This window comes from Methylosoma difficile, assembly GCF_054657615.1.
This window is the reverse complement of record NZ_BAAHYJ010000001.1, coordinates 1-19,321: the sequence shown is the minus strand read 5'-3', so window position 1 is coordinate 19,321 and position 19,321 is coordinate 1. Positions and strand designations below refer to the sequence as shown.

The following is a 19,321-nucleotide window of genomic DNA, read 5'->3' as shown; positions in this document are numbered from 1 at the left end:
AATAATAAATATACTAGGATAGAAACGACCCTTTTTTACTAAAAAAGGGTCGGGGTTTCTAATTTATGAATCATTTAAATTGGCTGATAGAGCTACAAGAGTTACAGTATGATCTTTCCAGCATTGTTTTAGTAGTCTGTTTTGTGAAGATATTTTTGAGTAAAGTTGCTTCATAAATTTATTGGCGATCGCTATTAGTTCTTCATATTTTTTTGTGTTTCCTTCATGTAACTCCTGTGCAGACCAGCTGGTATAGAAATACATAAGAGTGTCACATTTCTCGGGTGTTAATTCTATATCAAAGTCTTCGCATATTTTTAAAGCGGCATCGCTTTTATCATTTAGTAATTCATATTCTGCAATAAGGTCGTATGTTGGGCTGGTCTCCAAAAGCGCTAGCTTATAATAAATAAAATTTATATATCCTCTGACCAAAGCCTTGGGTTGTTTTGTGGAAGTAATCTCCTTTTCCGAAAAAAACACTGCATAATCAAATCGATTTATAGACCAAGAACACATCGCAGCCCCCATGTATAGATCTGCTTGTTGTTCTTGTAGATCCTTTTCTTCTAGGTAATTTTTTAGTGCAGTTAGGTTTTCTAAAGCTTCTTCGTTTTTTAATAGCTTATTACATGTTTCTGCAAGTCTTAAGCAAATCCACCCCTCTTTGTTACCAATCTTTTTTATTTCTTTGTAAATACTATAAGATTTTTCTAGAAATCCACCTTTTAGATACAATTCAGCTAACTCTGATTTTTGAATAAGATTGTCATTTGTGGTTGTGCTTGCCAATAGAATGTTAATTTTCTCTTGGTTTTCTTTTTCTAATTCAATAGTCTCTTTTTGACGAATATCTATAGGAGAATCATTTTCTTCCCATATTTTTATAATATCTTGTATCCTATTTATAAGTTCAAAATCTGATTGGCTTTCAGTGAGTTGGATTTGTCTGGTTGGGGTTACATCAATAGGGATTGAGGCAAGAGAGCTGAGGCAGTCATCACAACTTGTTATAAATACAGCTAGTTGATTAAATTGAGCATCTAAAGGTAGGCTATAATCAGGTCTATTAGATTTGTAAATAACTTTATGTTGTACTTCGCTCCATGCATGCTGCATCAGTGTTCTAAGTTGTAATTCAAACCTATCGAATAAACGTTCTTTAGAGAATTCATAAAATTCGTCGACTGGATTTGGATGAAATACATAATGGATGCCAAAATATCCGTTAAGGTTAGATCTCCTTTCTGACTCTTTTCGTAGTTGGAATGCGTTAATTCGGTGTGGTTGTGTATCTGGATAATGGATAGAAATCAATTTTTCCTTTAATCGACTCATATTCAAAAGGCGATTATGTAGAATTGGTAAACTTCCTGGAACAAGCGTCATTATTCTAACACCTAGAAAATCATCAATTTCTTTGAAAATATTATCAGTGCTTAATTCTGTTTGGTTTTTTTCAAGCTTTGGAATGATTTTTTTGTCTATTTTTTCTAGTAGACTTTCTATGGCTTTGATGCGTATATCAAAGTCATATACATGATCTTCATGTAGGCATAGTTCACTAAAAGTATTTCTTGCCCATAACTCTAATCCGCTTAGCTGAGGGTAAATGTCGGAGTAATACTTCCGTATTTTTAGTTCAAGATCTGGATGCATTTTTTACCTCATTTATTTGGCATTGTTAGAAAAAGTTAAAAAATTTTTATCGTTTTTTTTATTATGACTTAATCTTAACTAAAATAAAATAGGTGCTAGGTTTGTCTTGAATATAAAACGAAGATATTAATAAAGCTCAAATACTATCAGTCTGTAAGTTGGGTTGCATTTTTTGCAACTCAAGTCCATCAATAATCCGTCAGGCTTCTTGTCCCTAGCCTGCAAAAAACATCTCCAACATTACGGTCCATTCCTGACATGGGCGGTAGCCAAATAAATTTAGCAAAGCCAAACACAGCGAGAGCATGGCGGCAATGAATAATGCCGCGACCAGCCCTTCCAAGTTGACGGCAATGAACGATCCTAAAAATAACATGGCGACGACCAAGCAAATCAATAACAGGCTGGTGGTGCATAAGCCGATTGCCCAATGAATCAACCGCCCCCGACGCTTTAGCGAGGTCAGTTCAAGCTGGATATGGGCGTTGCTATCCTCGGAAGCGGCAGCTCTGCTATGTAAAATTCTGGCCCGGTCAATAATCCTGCCCAAGCGGATGGTTAGCACCGACAAGATGGCGGAAACGCCCGTCAATAAAAATACGGGGGCAACAGCAAGCTGGATGGCGTGGACAATGGCACTGACAGGTGGTTCTGGAAGCATAAAACCTCAGATAGTCGTTAATTAGGGATGCCGGGCGTGTTTAACCCAAACATTTAAACACCATCAGCGTAATGTCGTCATTAAAGCGCTCGCGTCCGCAGAATTTTTTTAAGGCTGCCAATATGGCGTCAATGATTTGCCTTGGGTTTTGCTGGGCGTGTTCGGTCAAGATTAGCGTCAGTTGCTGGCGGTCGAAAAATTCGCCGTCCGCATTTTCTGCTTCTATCAAGCCATCGGTGTAGACCAGCAAGACATCGCCTGTTTGCAGCGGCATGGTTTTTTCTTCAAACAAAACCTGTTTCCTTACCCCTAAAACCAAGCCTTCGGCATCTAGCCAAGTGTATTGGTTTTGGCTGGGGCTGAACAATAGTGGCGGTGGATGTCCGGCGTTGGTGTAGTAGAGATGACGGTTGCGGAGGTTGTATTGCAGGTAGAACAGGGTGATGAAGAAGTCGGTGTTGTTAAGGTCGGTGAATAGGAAGTCGTTAAGGATGGTTAAGGTTTCCGACGGTGAACGCGGTATGTTGGCTTGGGTGCGGATGGCGCTGCGGGCTTCGACCATAAACAATGCCGGGCCAATGGCGTGGCCTGAGACATCCGCCACGACCATGTCCAGATGGTCTTTATCGCGGAAAAAATAATCAAAATAATCGCCGCCCACTTTGTCGGCAGGCAGGCATAAGCCGGCAATCTGTAGCTGTTCGCTTTGCAAAGGCGCGGCGGGCAGTAATGAGGATTGGATTTGTTGGGCGATTTTGATTTCGCTTTGACTAATCGCCAAGTCAATTTGCGCTTGGCGGATTTGTTGTTCGGCGGCAATGCGGGTGGTGATGTCGCGGTCTACACCGCGCCATTTTTTCAGTTTGCCGTGGCGGTCCACAATCGGCAGGCCTGTCGATTCGGTAAAGACGGGATGACCGTCTTGGTGGCGGTAGTGGTTGGTCAGGCCGTAAAACGGACGGTGGTTGCTGGCGTAGAAAGCTTGTTTGGCTTTATCTTGGGCAGTCAAGAATTCGGTGTAGTGTTTGCCGACCACTTCGCTGGGGTTTAGGCCCAAGATTTGTTGGACCGCCGCGCTGCTGTAGCTGTAGAAGCCTTGTGGGTCTTGTTCCCAAAGCCATTCACCGGTCATTTCCGCCATTTGCCGGAAACGTTCTTCACTCTCGGCAAGGGCAGATACGATGTCCTTACATTCTTCTGCGGGTTTCATCATTGGCATCGCGGTATTCTGTTAGGGGTTATAAGTGTTATCGCCCAAAATATAAAATTGTCTAGTAATGCGTTCAATTTTGGCGATGCCGGTATAAAATGGAAGGGCAGTATTTTGTGTTATCCAACACGGTGGATGCGTCATGATGAGAAATAAACGATGTTTTTTATGGGTCTGTTTAGTGGTTGTCAGCAGTGGCTTGTTAGGTTTTAAAAAGCCAGTGGATACTACGTCGAAGGCGTCGGTTGCTAAGCCGCAAGACAATAAGGTCGATAAACGGAAAAGCAATAATGATGTACAACGCTTATTGGATTTGTCTTTGCCCGATACGCCGCAAGCTTTTGCCGACCCTACTCCCGATCAGCAAGACCCTTTAGCCGGTCCAGAGGACAATCTATTCGCCAAGCCAGCAAAGAAACCCGCAAGCCCCTTGCAATTAAAAGGCGGTTGGTTGATGTCGCAAGAACCGGAGGCTGAAAAACGCAAATCAGTCGATGGTGCCGGTATTTCCATTAATTTAAAACCTTAATGGTTTAGTTGAGTCCGTCGATAACATAATCTTCCGGATCATCATCCGCTTCGGCGGTCATGGCAAAGCCGCTAACCGACATGCCAGCTGTTGCGGTGCTGTCGCTTTTGCCAGTCACTAACGGATGCCAGTCGGGCAAGTCTTTGCCCTCGCTTAATAAACGATAGGCACAGGTGCTGGGCAGCCAATGGAATTCGCGGAAGCCTGGTTTTTGCAAATCGAGGCAGTCCGGTATCAATGCGGTGCGTTCGCTGTAGCGGGTGCAGCGGCAGCTAGCCAAATCCAACAGTTCACACGCCAAACTGGTGAAGGCTATTTTGCCGGTGTCTTCGTCTTCCAATTTATGCAAACAGCATTTGCCGCAGTTGTCGCACAGCGATTCCCATTCGGTGGTTGACATTTCGCCGAGGGTTTTTGTTTTCCAGAAACTCATAGCATCGGGGTGAGGGCAAAAAGCGTGTAGTTTAAGCGCAAACACCGATGGCGGGCATAAAAAAAGCCGATGCTTGACGCGATCGGCTTTGCGGCTGGAATAGGGCGGCGTTATTTTGCCGCTAGACGTTGTTGTCTGTGCTGGGTTGCTAAATGGTCAAGGATGCGCCGGAAGTGGTCGTAGCTTTCGATGTTCAGCACACCAATTTCATCCAATACCGTTTCGTAGTGACCGGCAGCCCGTCCGCCAACAATGAGTGCGACGTCATGACCAATCAGTTTTTTCAGACGGCGCAATTCTTTGGGGATGAGATGGTCGTCAGTGCTGAAACTGATGCTGATAGTCACTGCGCTGGCGCCGGTAAATTTGACGGCGGCGGCAATTTCTTCAGCCGGTAAGTTGGCGCCCAAATAAGTGACTTCCCAGCCTTTCAGTTCCGCCATAATGGCTGCCAGCAACGCGCCCAGTTCGTGCAACTGGCCTATCGGTGTGCTGACGATCATACGCGGCGCACCTTCGGGGCAAGGGTTGTTGTTACGTAAAATGTAGGTCAGCGAACGGATAATGGACGAGGCCATGTGTTCGTGTACGGGGCGCAGTTCGCCGGTGCGCCAACGTTCGCCGATGATGGTCAGCAAAGGCGTCAGCAGGGTTTCGATAAAGGCTTCTGTACCCAGTTCGACAATGGCATTTTCAAAATGCGCTTCTAAGGCGCGGGCATCAAATGCCAAGACAGCGGCGTAACATTTTTCGATGTAATCTTCGGCAATAAAGGCTTTGTCGCTGTTGTTCAAACCCAAGTTGAGGCTGATGTTTTCGCCTTCGCCGTTGACTAATTTTTTCAGTTCTTCCAGCGTAAGCTGGGCAATTTGGCTGATGCTGTGCCCGTTGTTGGTGGCTTGGTTAAGTAGTTTTAAGCGGGCGATGTCTTGGTCGGTATAAACACGGTGTCCGCCCGTGGTGCGCGTTGGCGTGACAGCTTGATAGCGACGCTCCCACGCTCTGACCAGATCCGATTTAACACCCGATCTTTTCGATACCGTGCTGATTAAATACTGTGCTGAATCGTCATTGTTGGCCATGGTTGCTTCTATGCATCAAATTAAAGAATATATGGTAACATACCTATACAAAACCTTGACAACAATTGTACGAGGATTTTTAGTATTTCCAAATTTATTGCTAGGTTTTTTGAAAATCTATTTGTAATACTGCTAAGTTAATGTTTAGGCGATACTTTTTTGATGGTGGTAATTTGATTTTGGATAGCTTTATTAGCCGCTTAAAACCTGTACAAGGTCGTTTTTGTTTAACGGGCTAATGCGGTTGTTAACAGGTTTTCCTTAGGCAAAAACAGGGTTGGGATAGTTTCGGGGAGTACAAATTGACGTTTGTACTCCCATCCACTCGGCTTGTGTGGTGTGTAAACCTTATTCGTTAATCCCACCTTGGGTTAAATGTGCAGGCTCTAAGAGTTTTGTCAATTCTTCAAGGCTTAAATCCGTCATTTCCGCTGCCACTTCAATAATCGGGCGGCCTTGTTTGTAAGCGGCTTTAGCCACTTCCGCCGCTTTCGTGTAGCCGATGATTGGGTTGAGCGCGGTCACTAAAATGGGATTTTTTGCCAAGGCATTCTGCAAGTTATCTTGCCGTACGCCAAAACCGGCAATGGCTTTGTCCGCCAAAGCCACGCTGACATTGCTTAAAATCTCCAAGCTTTGCAAGATGTTATAAGCAATCACCGGCAGCATCACATTCAATTGGAAGGAACCCGATTGCCCGGCAATGGTAATGGTGGCATCGTTGCCGATCACTTGCGCAGCGACCATAGCTGTGGCTTCAGGAATCACCGGATTGACCTTGCCCGGCATAATGCTGCTGCCCGGTTGCAAGGCGGGCAATTCAATTTCACCTAAACCGGCTAATGGGCCGGAATTCATCCAGCGCAAATCATTGGCGATTTTCATCAAGCTGACAGCAATCACTTTCAGCTGGCCTGACAATTCCACCATCGCGTCTTGGCTGCTTAAGCTTTCAAAAAACGAACGGTTGGGCGCAAACGGCAAGCCGGTTTCGGCGCTTAAGTTATCGGCAAAGAGCTTGGCGAAATCAGGATGCGCGTTAATGCCGGTTCCTACCGCCGTGCCGCCTTGCGCCAGTTGGTAAACGCGCGGCAAACTGGCGTTGATGCGGTCTATGCCGTTGCGGATTTGCAGCGCCCAACCGCCCAGTTCTTGGCTCATGCGCACCGGCATGGCATCCATCAGATGGGTGCGTCCGGTTTTGGTGACGTGATCCAAGCTGGCGGCTTTTTGCTCGATGGTTTCGGCAAGATGCGCCAGTGCAGGCAATAATTTGCTATGGCATTCGATGGCGGCGCTTACATGGATGGCGGTAGGGATGACATCGTTGCTGCTTTGCCCCATATTCACATCATCGTTGGCGCTAACCGGTTTGCCGGCAATTTGGCTAGCCAGGCTTGCCAACACCTCGTTGACGTTCATATTGGTGCTGGTTCCCGAACCGGTTTGGAAAACATCAATCGGGAATTGCTCGGCATGTTCTCCGGCGATGACTTGTCCGGCGGCGGCGATAATCGCTTGGCCTTTGTCGGCATCCAACTCGCCTAAGCCGATATTGACCGAAGCCGCCGCTTTTTTAATCAACGCCACGGTTTTGATAAAGCTGGCAGGCATCACCAAGCCGCTGATCGGGAAATTATCAATGGCGCGTTGGGTTTGCGCGGCGTACAGCGCAGAGCAGGGGACTTGCAATTCGCCCATGCTGTCTTTTTCAATTCGGTAGTCAGTCATCTGTTAAAGCCTTTAAAAATGCGTGGACTTGGGCGTGGTCAAAAGGCCAGCCGAGTTCTTGTTGGGTGGATGGGTGGAGCAAAACCGGAATACGGATGGCATATTGTGGTTGCCATTGGGGGTGTTCGGCAATGTCTATTTTGTCGAGTTGCAGAGCCGCCCCGTTCACGGTCAAATCCTGCAGGATGACCTCGGCCTGTTCGCACAAATGGCAGGCGGAGGTGCCAAAAAGGATGAGTTGTATCATTAATGTTTCGTCAGTTTTTCCAAAACACCCATCAACACCGCCGAGGCCACGAAAGTCAGGTGGAAAACCACGTACCAAGCCAGCTTGTCATTGGGCGTGTCGGCGATGTTCATAAATGTTTTCAGCAAATGGATGGAAGAAATCGCCACAATGGACGACGCCACTTTTATCTTTACCGCGCCATAATCGTGCGTACCCAACCATTCCAGCTTTTCCGTGCCTTCGCTGATGTCCATGTTAGAGACAAAATTCTCATAACCGCTGAACATCACCATCACAATCAGGCTGCCGACCAAGCTTAAATCAATCAGCGTCAGGATGCTGAGCATCAAATCCGCCTCGCCGATTTCCAAAATATGCGGCAACACATGGTACAGCTCTTGAAAAAACTTAATGCCCAACGCCAGCAACGCCAAGCTTAAACCGGCAAAAACCGGCGCCAACAACCAGCGGCTGGCGTACATCAAACGTTCGGTAGCGTGTTCTAGGGTTTTATTTAGGGACATAGGGCGAGTGGGCGTTGTGACAAAAATAGCTATGAATAGGCTTACGATGAAAAAGGGGTAAAGATAATTTTATCGCTTAAAACATATAAAAAAGGTCGGTGTTCTATTAGCGTGCATTCGGAGCAATATACCGTAAATCAAATTAAATCAATGCGGCTTTGGGTTTGGGCAATGGATCACTTCCGCCCTTTGTCGATTTGCCGGCGTACAGCTTTTCCCAAATACCCTTTGAAAGCAATCTTAATATAGAAAATAAAAAAAATTGGTTTTTGTTCGATAAGTTTATGATTGATATGGCATGATAATTTTTAAGTTGGGCGCAATCAAAAGTCAGGCCAAGCCAACATCATTTATAAAGGCACGGTGTTGCGCCAACTCAAGCCCTTTGGCGTACACGTATTACGTACCCTTTAAAGCCTCGTTTCATAGCTAATGGATTTTTATGATTTCAATCTCTGCCGCCCAAAAACCAAGGCTTTTGCTTACAAGCCTATGCGCCGTATTTATGCTATGCCCGACAGCGGCGATGGCTTCGATTCATGCCGACATTGGCCCAATGTTTGTGTTGGTACTGATTTGGCAAGGCATTGCTGAACTCGGTAGCCTTGCGCTGCTGATTGCCGCCTATATTTTCTGGAAAAAACAACAATTCGGCTGGCTTTTTGCCTGTGTGGCATTGGCAACCCTGCCGGGCATGCTGATGCGTCTTACCGCTTTTGCGCGCCTGTATGATGCAGTGGCAACACCTGTTGAATTCATAACAGCCTTATCACTAGCGGGATCTATCCTTTATTGGATTATTTTACTGGTCGCAATTTTTATAAACCGTAAGGCTCGGTAGGGTAGGCATTGCGTACCTTTTTGAGCTAAAGCTTGACTTTCGTATCCTTTAGGAAACAATGGAGCCATGAAATACGAACTTCAAAGCACAACAACCTTTAATCATTGGTTTGCTAAGCTAAAAGACAAAACGGTCAAAAACCAATTGCTGTCCAGATTGGCTAGGATTGAAAACGGAAACTTTGGCGATACCAAAGCCTTATCAGCTAATTTGTTCGAATTACGTTGTTTCTTTGGCGGCGGCATTAGGCTGTATTACACCATCCGCAACCAGCGAATTGTCTTGTTATTGGTCGGAGGCGAAAAATCTAGCCAAGACAAGGCTATTGAAAAAGCCAAATCTATTTTGAACACATTGAAGGATTAGACAATGAGCAATCCAAAAACCAGCGAAGCAGAAATCATAAGCACTTTTGATATAGCCGAACACTTAGAAACCGACAGCGATATACAAGATTTTCTGCGTGAAACCGCGCAAACAGGTAGCCCATCCGATTTTATCCATGCCCTTAACATCGCCGCCCGCGCCAAAGGCATGACCGAAGTTGCCAAGCAAGCAGGTGTTACCAGAGCCAGCCTTTACAAATCACTCGCAGAAGACGGAAATCCTCGTTTTGAAACGATTGCTAAGATTGTTGAGGCTTTGGGGTGTAAATTGGTTGTTGTTTAATTAATTAAACCCGTAAGAAAGTTTTATGACAGTAAACTGTCAGTTTTCAACGAACAGAGAATTGTTTTTTCATTAAAAATTGAAAAAAACCGTATTTTTCCAGCATTTGTTTTCTGTTTTTATTACTCAAAATAAGAAAAATTGATTTTCTATCTCCATCATTTATGGCTTTTGCTAGTTGAATAAATATTTCATAGTGGGCTGTCAATACGTCCAATCTTAAGCTTTTTGTTTTATCATTTGGATGAATATCTTCATTAAAATAGCCTAAACCAAATAGCTTTATCATTTCTTCGCATCTTAAATAATCATAAGAATCTTCCAAAATAGTTTTATTTTTCTTAAGTTCCAAAATATTTCCAACTTCTGTTTGCACAAATGCTAATTCAAAAAAATATAAAGGATCTTCTTCGGCAGGATTAAATAACAAAGGCTCTTCTTCTTTCGTATCTTCTAAGTTTATAGCTCCTGTAGCTCGTTTCGACTCATCAACCAAGGGAAATTTAGCTTTTTTATAACGATTATTACAAAGGCTACACATTAAGATATAATTTTTAGGCTCACATTTTAAATGTGGGTACATACCCGCTGCTTTGGGTCTAAAATGGTCGATCGTAGCAGAATAATCATGGTTTTGAATTTCGACTAATTCCACTTCGCATACTGGGCATTTATTATTTGAAACTCTTTTATGCAAATGTTGAAATATACTCCACCTACAAGCTGAGTTTTTAAATTCATTTAGTGTATCTTCATAATCTGGATGAGAAAATATTCCACGCATATCAATCATCAAAAAGCTCCTTGAATTCACCTAACAGCTCATCAATTTTCTCTTCTGATATTTCAGTCAATTTATCAAAGTCTATATAATAATTCTCTTTAATAAATTTTAAAAAATGTAAATAATGCCTATCGTAAACAAAATTAGTTGCTAATGTACTGCCTAATTCTTTTTCCAAAATATCCAGCTTATTTCTATCTTCGTTAGATAATTTTTCTTGAGTTTTTAAAATAAATAAGTTATGAAGCTTTGTTTTCATTTCTGTTCCCACTAAAGAACTTAAATGAAAATAGTTTAATAGCGTTGCGGAAACATCTAGGTATTTTGTCCCTAACCCTTCTGTTTTTACAATATCGCTATCAATATCTATGCAGCCTATCTCGTTGGGGTTTCTATTCAGAACAAGCAAGGGATTGTGTGTTGCAATAATAATTTGGATATTATCATTAAGTTGTTTCAGGCTATCTAATAATATTGATTGCCATTCAACATGCAATGAAGATTCTGGCTCATCCATTAATAAAATAAATGCTTTTTCTCCTTGCAATACAACAGTTAAAAATATGATTAAAAGCTGCTTTTCACCGGATGATAACTTATTAGTATCTATGTTTGTAATGCCATCATTACTATTCATCTTAACTTCTAGTGGCATTTCTTTATCAACTTCAATAAATTTGTTAGTGTCCTTATAAAAACTATTAATTTCTTTATTGAAGATTGTTAATTTCTTAAATTTTTCTTCCTTTATTTTATCAATTTCAGTTTTCAAACTTTTAAATCGAGTTAAATCTTTATCGGTAGCAGAGGAAATATTGTTAATAATGCCATCGATTTCAATTGCCAAATTTTTAGTTTCATTATCTAAATTACTCTTTAAAACTCTTATATGTTCGCCAAATATTTTTATTAAGTTATCTAAGTTTGCATCTAGCTCTGTTCCAACTGATTTGATTGATAAAGTTGAGTCAAACGTATTAACCATTTGAGCATCAATATTAGAAGAAAAATTACTATTTGTAATTGTAAAATCTCTTGCTTTTTCATCTTCATACTTTTTTTCAATAACTAACGTGACATAAGGATTTTCAAAATAGTCAAAAATCGCCTTGTTATTTGTAATGCAAGCATATATAAGCTTTAATATAGTTGATTTTCCGCTACCATTTTTACCTAAAAGTATATTAATATCCTCATCGAGTTCCCATGAGAAATTTTTATGACCATATATTCCTTCAATTTTGACTTCTTTTATTATTATTTTTTTGGCTGAAGCTAAAATTTCAGCACCAGAATTTAATAATAAGTCTCTGATGTTTTTCTTAAAAGAGTCAAACCTTTGGTTATTTTCTTTCTCTGGTAAAAAGTCTTTTAGTATATTGTCAAAAATAAATTGTTTTCTTTCTTTGCTTGAGCCAATTCCTTTTTTTTCAAACGCCTGCTGCCATAAATGATGTTTTCTAATCATAAGTTCTTGTCTTATGAAAGCCAGAAGCTGTTTTGAAAATTGTTGCTGAATAATGTTCTTTGAATTGTAAACTTCAGCTTTTGTTTGATCATCTCTTTTTAAAAAGCAATCTATATCTTTCATAATGAAGGCTAAAATAAAAGCAATTAGTTTTATATGCTTATATTCACCCTCTTGATTGTACATTCTTTTTGAAAAAGCTTTAACAACAGTCCAGTGTTCGCCATCCAAATTATTTTGGAACTCCTTAATGAATTGTGTTGTATTAAGATTTAAGAAAAGAGTAGAAAAATCATATTCTAAAGGAATAAAACTACCGCCCTCAGACTCATTTATATCCTTTAATAATTTTTTTATTTGCTTTTGACTATATTCTGATGTTTTGCTTGTATTAAGGTTATCTAACCTATAGCTATCTTTGTTTTCAATGTCAAATGATATTTTTTTGAGTTTTAATGCGGCTTTTAAGTTCTCTATTCTTTTTCTTAAAAAAATATTTTTTTCATTTTCTATTTTATCTATTTTTGAAAATACTAACTTAAACTTATTCTTATAACCATTTAACAAAATAGCCTCTATGGCTGCTTGACCTCCTGATATAAATGGGTCATCTCCTTTTTCAACTAAAAGAATTTGATCACAAAAATCAAAATAATCATAGTGCCTTGTTGATAATGTATCTCTTTTTTCTTGAAGTGAATGGGCTATTCCTTCACCATCAATAAGAACAAACTCTAAATTATTATTTAACCAATCAGCTAATAAATTGCCTTCTATTCTTACATATTCTACCAATAAAGAAATGGAGCCAAATTCATTTTTTAAAAGTTCTTTATTTTTTTGTATAAATCTATTTTTATCAGGTATGTTTTGGATGTAATAAAGTTCATCACTAAAAAGCGTGTAGTTATCAGTACAGACCTTAGAAAAATTAACTTCAATTTCTTTTAAAATGCTATTTATTAGTTGCTTTATCTTTGGTTCTACATCACTACTTGAAAATAAAGTTTCATCTTCTAAACTTTTTCCTTCTAATAATGGAATAATATTCTCTGATATGTTGGTAGCGTGACTTTTTAGCGAAGTATCATTAACCATATATCTTAGTCTAAATCGTTCATCTGATGATTCTTGTAGTTTTTCTGCTATATAATCAATGTCCTTTAAACGTTTATTTTCTAATGCTTTTTGTATAGTATCTTGAATTAGCTCTTCAATAGCGTCTAAAACATCCGTTTTTTGCTTCAAAATAATTGTCGTTTTAAACGGTAAATCGCGTTTAATGACATATTCCGTTGTTGCAAGCGTTGTTCTTGTTTGAGTTGTTGTCGGAAAATTAAGCGCAGATGTCCCTATAATATGTTTAACAATTGAGGTTTTACCGGCTCCTGTACTACCTAGTAAATAAATTCTTTTAACGTCTGGTAGAGGAGGAAGTGTGTCTTCTATTTGTTGAAATGATTTCACTTTGCTAGTTTTCCTAACTGATAATAAGGTTATTTCTTCTCTTGAAGTTTAAAAAATTTTCGATTGTATGCACTTTAACAGCAAGTAGGTATGGTTTCTTGTCACTAACTGCATCACTAAAGATAAAAATCAGCGTTAGCTTTTCGACTGACGTACTCTGTAACCCAAGATAATCTAACTGAAATTACGCATCAATCCAACCTAGAAACCTCTTTAGTCTCTTTCATCCCCAAAGACACCACCAAAGCCAAAGCCGCACAGCCGCTCACATAATAAGCAAACCACTCAGGATGTCCGCTGCTTTTCAGCCATAAAGCCAGATATTCGGCGGTGCCGCCGAACAGCGCGACGGTTAGCGCATACGGCAAGCCGACACCTAAGGCGCGGATATGCACGGGGAAGAGTTCGGCTTTGACGATGGCGTTGACGGAGGAATAGCCGGAGATAATCAACAAAGCGCAGATGTACCAGATTAACGCGGAAGCCATGCTTTGCGGTTGCGACAGTTGCGTCAGAATCGGCACGGTAAACACCGTTGCCCCCGCACCAAAGGCAATTAGCATAAACCGCCGCCCGACAAAATCCGACAGCAAGCCGTACAGCGGTTGGATGACCATAAATACCAGCAGGGCGAGGGCGGAAATGGTGGTGGCGTCGTCTTTGCTGAATCCGGTGGTGTTGACCAGGAATTTTTGCATGTACACGGTGAAAGTGTAGTAAGACACCGTGCCGCCTGCGGTGAGCGCGACGACGGTGAGCAATTCTTTCGGGTATTTCAGCAGTTCGCGCAGATGGGCATTGCGGCTGGAAAAGGTGTGTTGTTCGACAAACGCGGTGGTTTCCGCCATGTTGCCGCGTAAACCCATGGCAATCACCGCCAACAAACCGCCGATGATAAACGGGATGCGCCAGCCCCATTGGTGCAGTTCTTCGCTGGTCAACAGCCATTTTTGCAAGACCATCAACAACACCAAGGCCAGTAATTGCCCCAAAACGATAGTGACGTACTGGAAGCTGGAATAATAGCCGCGCCGTTTGTGGTGCGCCATTTCGCTTAAATACGTTGCCGAACTGCCGTATTCACCACCAATGCTGAAACCTTGCAACATCCGCGCAAACAGTAACAACGCTGGCGCCCAGCCGCCGATGACGGCATAACCGGGTGTGCAAGCGATAATCAGCGAACCCAAACACATCAAACTAACCGACAGCAGCAACGCGCTCTTGCGGCCTTTGCGGTCTGCCATGCTGCCCAGCAACCAACCGCCTAAAGGTCGGAAGACAAAACCCACAGCAAACACGGCGGCGTTGTTCATCAATTGCGCGGTTTGGTCGCCTTCGGGGAAAAATTCAGGCGCAAAATACAGTGCGAACGCGGCGTAAATCGCCCAGTCGAAATATTCCACCAAATTGCCGATTGAGCCGCTAAAGATGTTGAGCAGGCGGGTTTTGTGGGTGAGCGGTTGCGGTTGTGGGTTCACGGTAAAGGCTCCAAAGAGTGTCGCGTGTCTGGAAAGGCTTGTGCTGACTATAGCAATTTTTAAGCGGACTTTAACGTTTATCTTTGCTGCTGATTTGTTGGCGTAACAAGGCTATTATGCTGACTCAATGCGGTGTTTCGTTGCTTGAGGAAAGAAATGATGATTGATAAAACCTTTGCCGCACAATTTGCGGCGGATTGGATCGGGGCGTGGAACCAGCACGATCTTGAACGGATTTTGGCGCATTATGCCGAGGATTTTGAAATGGCTTCGCCTGTTATTATTAAACTTGCCGACGAGCCGTCGGGGGTTCTAAAGGGCAAACCGGCAGTGGCTAGGTATTGGTCGCAAGCCTTGGCCTTGTTTCCGGATTTGTATTTTGAATTGACCGCCACGCTGGTGGGGGTAAACAGCATTACGCTTTGTTATCAAGGCGTGAGCGGTGCGGCTGCCGAGGTTTTGCATTTTAACGCGGAAGGGAAAGTGGCCCGGGCTTTTGCGCATTATCTTTGATGAAAGCTTGATGGCTTAGCGGCTTGCCCAAGTGTCAGCTAAACTAGCCATCAAGCCTCGCTTTTTTTGCTTTGCCGCTCCGCCCATTTTTTAAAGACATGCCGTGTCCACAAGTAGTTGATGCCAAAATAGCCAGCAGCGGAGCTGCAGATTCCCAAAATAAAACAGCCCAGCAAAAAAGGTTCCCAAGCATTGCCAAGGCCATCCATAACACCTTCCAATGAAAAGCGGAAGCTGTCGGTGGGGGCGGGGCGGCCTAAAAACCACAAGCCCGTTTTATAAGCAAAGTAGAAAAGTGGCGGGATGGTGATGGGGTTGGTGAACCACACCAAGGTGACGGCGACCGGCAGATTGGCGCGGTAATATAAGGCCGCCACGGCGGCAATCACCATTTGCATCGGCAGGGGAATCCAGGCGCAAATCAGGCCAACGGCAAAGGCCATAGATATGGAGCGGCGATTTAAATGCCATAAATTCGGGTCGTTGAGGCGATTGCCCAAAAAACGCAAGTGTTTGTGTTGGATCAGCACATTGCGGTCGGGAATGTATTTATTAATTAGTTTGGCTAGGATTTGCTTTGGCATGGTTATACACTCACAGTTAGTTTTTCAATGTTGGCTTAGTGCCTTTCCTCTGTTCGCATTCTAATGGTTGGCGCGGCTTTATTGTTCTTGGCGGCATTGTTGTTGGTGCAGCAGTTGCCGTCATTGCCGTCGCCAATTTTCTGGGTTTATGGCGGTTTTTTGGCTGCCATTATGGCAGGCTTACGTTACTGGCGCGGTTTGGTTTTTGTCCTGGCGGTGCTGTACGGCCTGCTTTTTGCCCATTATCGCCTAACCGACCCATTGCAGTCTTCACTTGAGGGCATTGATATTGCCGTTAAAGGTATCATCACCGATTTACCGGAACATGACGAAAAACACCTGCGCTTTAATTTTAAGGTGACAGAAAGCCCGCAGCCACTGCCGCAAAAAATCCGCCTGAGCTGGTATTACCCCGACCAAACCGTTAAAACAGGTCAGCTTTGGGCGTTTACCGTCAAGTTGAAACGTCCGCACGGCAGTTTAAACCCCAGTGGTTTTGATTTCGAAGGCTGGCTGTTTAGCCACGGCATGGGTGCCACCGGTTACATCCGACCGTATCCCAAACCCCACTGTTTGGCAGAAGATGCCGTTGCCAATCCTCTAGCGTCATTACGGCAGACAGTTGCTGACCGCCTAACCGCTGCTTTGTCGGGTAAGCCTTATGCAGGTCTGATAAAAGCTTTGGCTATTGGCGATGGCAGCGGTATCAGCCAGGCGCAGTGGGAAGTGTTCCGCAAAACCGGTACGGTGCATTTGGTGGTGATTTCCGGTTCGCATATCGCCTTCATTGCCGGTTGGGTTTATGTGTTGGTGCGAATTTTATGGGCCAGGACGGGGATATTATCGTGGTCGCCACAAACCATTGCCGCACTGGCTGCCATTTTCGCGGGCATCGTTTACGCAGGCTTGGCGGGCTTTACCATTCCCACGCAACGTGCCGCCATTATGTTGACGGTTGTCATGCTGGTCAGAATCTGGCAACGGCATTTACAGGCGGCAAACTTATTGGCTATCGCATTATTGGCGGTGCTGGTTGTTGATCCTCTGGCGGTTCTGGATAGGGGGTTTTGGTTGTCGTTCCTGTCCGTCGCGCTGATGGTTTACTGCTTGGCAGGGCGTTTGGGAAATGCCGGTTATTGGTCGATGATGCTGAAAATCAACTGGGTGACGGCGCTGGGTTTGGCGCCGTTGCTGTTGGTGTTTTTTCAACAAGTGTCGTTGGTTTCGCCACTAGCCAATGCCGTGGCGGTGCCGCTGATTAGCTTGGTGTTTGTGCCAATCGCCTTGTTGGCGACCTTGCTGCTGTGGATTTCCCTCGATTGGGCGATGTTGCTGTTTGCGCTGCTCGATTTCAGTTTGCAGGGCTTGTACAGCGGATTGCAGCAGCTGGCGGAATGGCCTTACGCCACGCTGAATTATCCAAAGCCGCCTGTGTGGACGTTGGCTTTTGCCTTGCCCGGCATGGTTTGGCTGTTGGCCCCGCGTGGCATTCCGGCGCGTTGGTTGGGCGGTGTTATGCTGATGCCGTTGCTGTTTCCTGCAACCACCAAACCTGCCAACGGTGAAATGACTGTCACCTTGCTCGATGTCGGGCAAGGCTTGGCAGTTGCCGTGCAAACCGCACAACACTGCTTGGTGTATGACGCCGGTGCAAAGTTTTCACCCGACAGCGACAGTGGTCGCAATGTGCTGGTGCCGTTTTTGCGCTCGCAAGGTGTGGCGCGCTTGGATGGTTTGGTGATTAGTCATGGCGACAACGACCACATTGGCGGTGCCGCCTCGTTATTGGCAGAAATTCCAACTGCCCGTTTGTTGACCAGCGTGCCGGAACGCTTGGCGGCCTTTCATCCGCAACGCTGCCAAGCAGGCCAACGCTGGCAGTGGGATGGGGTGGAGTTTACGATACTCTCGCCAGCCGATAACAGCCGTTTCGCCAGCGAAAATGATAATTCTTGTGTACTAAAAATCCGCTCGGAATACGGTTCGGTGTTGCTGACCGGCGACATTCAAGCCGACGCAGAACAATGGTTGGTCAAAAATGCCGCAAACCTTCAGGCCGATATTCTGGTCGCCCCGCACCATGGCAGCAAAAGCTCGTCAACGGCGGATTTTCTGGCTGCCGTGCAAGCCAAAACGGTTTTGATTCCGGCAGGTTACCGCAATCCGTTTGGGCATCCGCACCCCGATGTGCTGGCGCGTTACCGGCGTTATCAGGCCGATTGGCTCAACACTGCCGACAGCGGCGCGATTACGGTGCAAATTAAGCAAGGCAACGTTATCATAAACGCTTACCGCGCTACCGATGGTAATTATTGGCATAGCCAACCACCCAACTTAACCGATTGATTAAAAATAGGTAACCCACAATGGCACAATTCACCGTAACCGGCGACGTAGACCCTTTCTTGCATGTGAGCCTTAACCAAGGCGAAAAGATCTATTGCGAATCCAACGCGATGGTCATGATGGAACACAATCTGGAGCTAAAAGGCAAAATGACCGGCGGTTTGGGCAGTGCCTTGATGCGCCGTTTTGCCAATGGCGAGTCGTTTTTCCAGCAACACATCGAAGCGGTGCGCGGCAATGGCGATTGCCTGTTATCGCCCACCTTGCCAGGTGCCATAGAGCTGCTTGACGTGGGTGTCACCAGCTACATGATGACTGATGGCGCGTTTGTTGCCGCCGAAAGCGGCGTGGCGCTGACCGTACGCGCCCAAAATATCGGCTCGGCCTTGTTTGGGCAGAGCGGCGGATTTTTTATCTGCGAAGCCACCGGTAGGGGCAAGTTGGCGGTATCAGGATTTGGTTCTTGTTTTGCTTTGGATGTCGTATTCGGCAAAGACATCGTCATCGACAACGCCCATGTGGTCGCTTGGGATAGCCGTTTGCGCCACGAAATTTCCGTTGCCACACAAAGCAGCGGATTATTGGGTCAGCTGGTCAACAGCATGACCAGCGGCGAAGGCATGGTGATGAAGTTTTCCGGTGAAGGAAAAGTGGTGGTTTGCTCCCGCAACCGCAGCACCTTTGCGGCTTGGTTGGCAAAGCTAATACCGAATGGCAGTTGAGGTTAAAACGGCTGCGCCGTCGTTTTTGTGGTGGTAAAAATTAAGTGATTACATGGAAGAGGAGTCAAAAAACATGTTTTTTGATGACATCTTTGAAAAACAACATCACGTTGATTTTTACCATCAACGTTGTGTGTTGGGTTGCCAAAAGAGCAACCCAACCAATGGCAGGGCATCCAAAACCTATTCTGGATACCCTAAGGGAACTACACGATCAGGCAACCCAAACCGCGCCCACCCCCAAACCGGTGGTGTTGACGCTGGTGGCGTTCACACCCAGCAGTTGCACCAGCATGTCGGTGCTGCCGTCATCCTGGAACACATAGGCATCCGCGCCGACGTTGAAAGCTACATTTGCTCCGCCGGTGATGTTGGCCTGCAGGTAGCC

Annotated in this window: 19 protein-coding genes; 7 read left to right on the top strand and 12 right to left on the bottom strand. The window is 44.4% G+C overall.

Features of this window, described 5'->3' with window-relative positions; translation table 11 throughout:
* Positions 1 to 63: 63 nt before the first annotated feature.
* From ACYQ1O_RS00095 to ACYQ1O_RS00085, 3 genes are all read right to left on the bottom strand, one after another.
* Entirely contained in the window at positions 64 to 1,659 is a 1,596-nt protein-coding gene (locus ACYQ1O_RS00095) for a hypothetical protein (RefSeq protein ID WP_459989421.1), read from the bottom strand.
* 214 nt (positions 1,660 to 1,873) lie between these two features.
* Positions 1,874 to 2,320, bottom strand: a complete 447-nt coding sequence (locus tag ACYQ1O_RS00090) for a DUF2721 domain-containing protein (protein ID WP_459989420.1) — start codon at positions 2,318 to 2,320, stop codon at positions 1,874 to 1,876.
* Positions 2,321 to 2,360: 40 nt separating this feature from the next.
* Positions 2,361 to 3,533 carry a SpoIIE family protein phosphatase gene (locus ACYQ1O_RS00085; RefSeq protein WP_459989419.1) on the bottom strand — a complete coding sequence of 391 codons (1,173 nt, stop codon included), beginning with the start codon at positions 3,531 to 3,533 and terminating at the stop codon, positions 2,361 to 2,363.
* Positions 3,534 to 3,672: 139 nt separating this feature from the next.
* On the opposite strand from ACYQ1O_RS00085, the gene ACYQ1O_RS00080 reads away from it, so the two are divergent.
* A complete protein-coding gene (locus tag ACYQ1O_RS00080) occupies positions 3,673 to 4,059 on the top strand; it encodes a hypothetical protein (protein WP_459989418.1) in 387 nt (128 codons plus the stop codon).
* A gap of 4 nt (positions 4,060 to 4,063) precedes the next feature.
* Here the strand turns inward: ACYQ1O_RS00080 and ACYQ1O_RS00075 are convergent, their stop codons facing one another.
* The 5 genes from ACYQ1O_RS00075 to ACYQ1O_RS00055 form a co-directional block, all read right to left on the bottom strand.
* A complete protein-coding gene (locus tag ACYQ1O_RS00075) occupies positions 4,064 to 4,492 on the bottom strand; it encodes a YcgN family cysteine cluster protein (protein WP_459989417.1) in 429 nt (142 codons plus the stop codon).
* A 110-nt stretch (positions 4,493 to 4,602) separates the two neighbouring features.
* Positions 4,603 to 5,574: a MerR family transcriptional regulator gene (locus ACYQ1O_RS00070; RefSeq protein ID WP_459989416.1), complete on the bottom strand. Its 972-nt coding sequence runs from the start codon at positions 5,572 to 5,574 to the stop codon at positions 4,603 to 4,605.
* A gap of 348 nt (positions 5,575 to 5,922) precedes the next feature.
* Positions 5,923 to 7,305 carry a class II fumarate hydratase gene (locus ACYQ1O_RS00065; protein ID WP_459989415.1) on the bottom strand — a complete coding sequence of 461 codons (1,383 nt, stop codon included), beginning with the start codon at positions 7,303 to 7,305 and terminating at the stop codon, positions 5,923 to 5,925.
* The gene (locus ACYQ1O_RS00060) at positions 7,298 to 7,552 is read right to left on the bottom strand and encodes a glutaredoxin family protein (RefSeq protein WP_459989414.1); all 255 of its coding nucleotides are present in this window, start codon (positions 7,550 to 7,552) and stop codon (positions 7,298 to 7,300) included. The genes ACYQ1O_RS00065 and ACYQ1O_RS00060 overlap by 8 nt, the downstream gene beginning before the upstream one ends.
* Positions 7,552 to 8,058: a TIGR00645 family protein gene (locus ACYQ1O_RS00055; protein WP_459989413.1), complete on the bottom strand. Its 507-nt coding sequence runs from the start codon at positions 8,056 to 8,058 to the stop codon at positions 7,552 to 7,554. The genes ACYQ1O_RS00060 and ACYQ1O_RS00055 overlap by 1 nt, the downstream gene beginning before the upstream one ends.
* 556 nt (positions 8,059 to 8,614) lie before the next feature.
* Here ACYQ1O_RS00055 and ACYQ1O_RS00050 point away from each other — a divergent pair.
* The 3 genes from ACYQ1O_RS00050 (at position 8,615) to ACYQ1O_RS00040 (ending at position 9,568) form a co-directional block, all read left to right on the top strand.
* Positions 8,615 to 8,899, top strand: a complete 285-nt coding sequence (locus ACYQ1O_RS00050; RefSeq protein WP_459989411.1) for a hypothetical protein — start codon at positions 8,615 to 8,617, stop codon at positions 8,897 to 8,899.
* 66 nt (positions 8,900 to 8,965) lie between these two features.
* Complete coding sequence (locus tag ACYQ1O_RS00045) at positions 8,966 to 9,265, top strand: type II toxin-antitoxin system RelE/ParE family toxin (RefSeq protein WP_459989410.1); 300 nt, start codon at positions 8,966 to 8,968, stop codon at positions 9,263 to 9,265.
* 3 nt (positions 9,266 to 9,268) lie between these two features.
* Positions 9,269 to 9,568, top strand: coding sequence for an addiction module antidote protein (locus ACYQ1O_RS00040; RefSeq protein ID WP_459989408.1), 300 nt, complete (start codon positions 9,269 to 9,271; stop codon positions 9,566 to 9,568).
* A 46-nt stretch (positions 9,569 to 9,614) separates the two neighbouring features.
* On the opposite strand, the gene ACYQ1O_RS00035 is transcribed toward ACYQ1O_RS00040, so the two are convergent.
* The 3 genes from ACYQ1O_RS00035 to ACYQ1O_RS00025 form a co-directional block, all read right to left on the bottom strand.
* Complete coding sequence (locus tag ACYQ1O_RS00035) at positions 9,615 to 10,361, bottom strand: HNH endonuclease family protein (RefSeq protein ID WP_459989406.1); 747 nt, start codon at positions 10,359 to 10,361, stop codon at positions 9,615 to 9,617.
* Complete coding sequence (locus ACYQ1O_RS00030; RefSeq protein ID WP_459989405.1) at positions 10,354 to 13,287, bottom strand: AAA family ATPase; 2,934 nt, start codon at positions 13,285 to 13,287, stop codon at positions 10,354 to 10,356. The genes ACYQ1O_RS00035 and ACYQ1O_RS00030 overlap by 8 nt, the downstream gene beginning before the upstream one ends.
* 191 nt (positions 13,288 to 13,478) lie before the next feature.
* On the bottom strand, positions 13,479 to 14,768 hold the full coding sequence (locus tag ACYQ1O_RS00025) for an MFS transporter (RefSeq protein WP_459989404.1): 1,290 nt from the start codon (positions 14,766 to 14,768) through the stop codon (positions 13,479 to 13,481).
* A 156-nt stretch (positions 14,769 to 14,924) separates the two neighbouring features.
* Between ACYQ1O_RS00025 and ACYQ1O_RS00020 the strand changes: the two genes are divergently transcribed.
* On the top strand, positions 14,925 to 15,281 hold the full coding sequence (locus ACYQ1O_RS00020) for a nuclear transport factor 2 family protein (protein WP_459989402.1): 357 nt from the start codon (positions 14,925 to 14,927) through the stop codon (positions 15,279 to 15,281).
* A 50-nt stretch (positions 15,282 to 15,331) separates the two neighbouring features.
* Here the strand turns inward: ACYQ1O_RS00020 and ACYQ1O_RS00015 are convergent, their stop codons facing one another.
* Positions 15,332 to 15,865 carry a DUF2062 domain-containing protein gene (locus tag ACYQ1O_RS00015; protein WP_459989401.1) on the bottom strand — a complete coding sequence of 178 codons (534 nt, stop codon included), beginning with the start codon at positions 15,863 to 15,865 and terminating at the stop codon, positions 15,332 to 15,334.
* Positions 15,866 to 15,928: 63 nt separating this feature from the next.
* Between ACYQ1O_RS00015 and ACYQ1O_RS00010 the strand changes: the two genes are divergently transcribed.
* Together ACYQ1O_RS00010 and ACYQ1O_RS00005 are read left to right on the top strand one after the other, a co-directional pair.
* The gene (locus ACYQ1O_RS00010) at positions 15,929 to 18,211 is read left to right on the top strand and encodes a DNA internalization-related competence protein ComEC/Rec2 (protein WP_459989400.1); all 2,283 of its coding nucleotides are present in this window, start codon (positions 15,929 to 15,931) and stop codon (positions 18,209 to 18,211) included.
* Positions 18,212 to 18,231: 20 nt separating this feature from the next.
* Positions 18,232 to 18,933, top strand: coding sequence for a TIGR00266 family protein (locus ACYQ1O_RS00005; protein WP_459989399.1), 702 nt, complete (start codon positions 18,232 to 18,234; stop codon positions 18,931 to 18,933).
* Positions 18,934 to 19,321 lie beyond the last annotated feature (388 nt).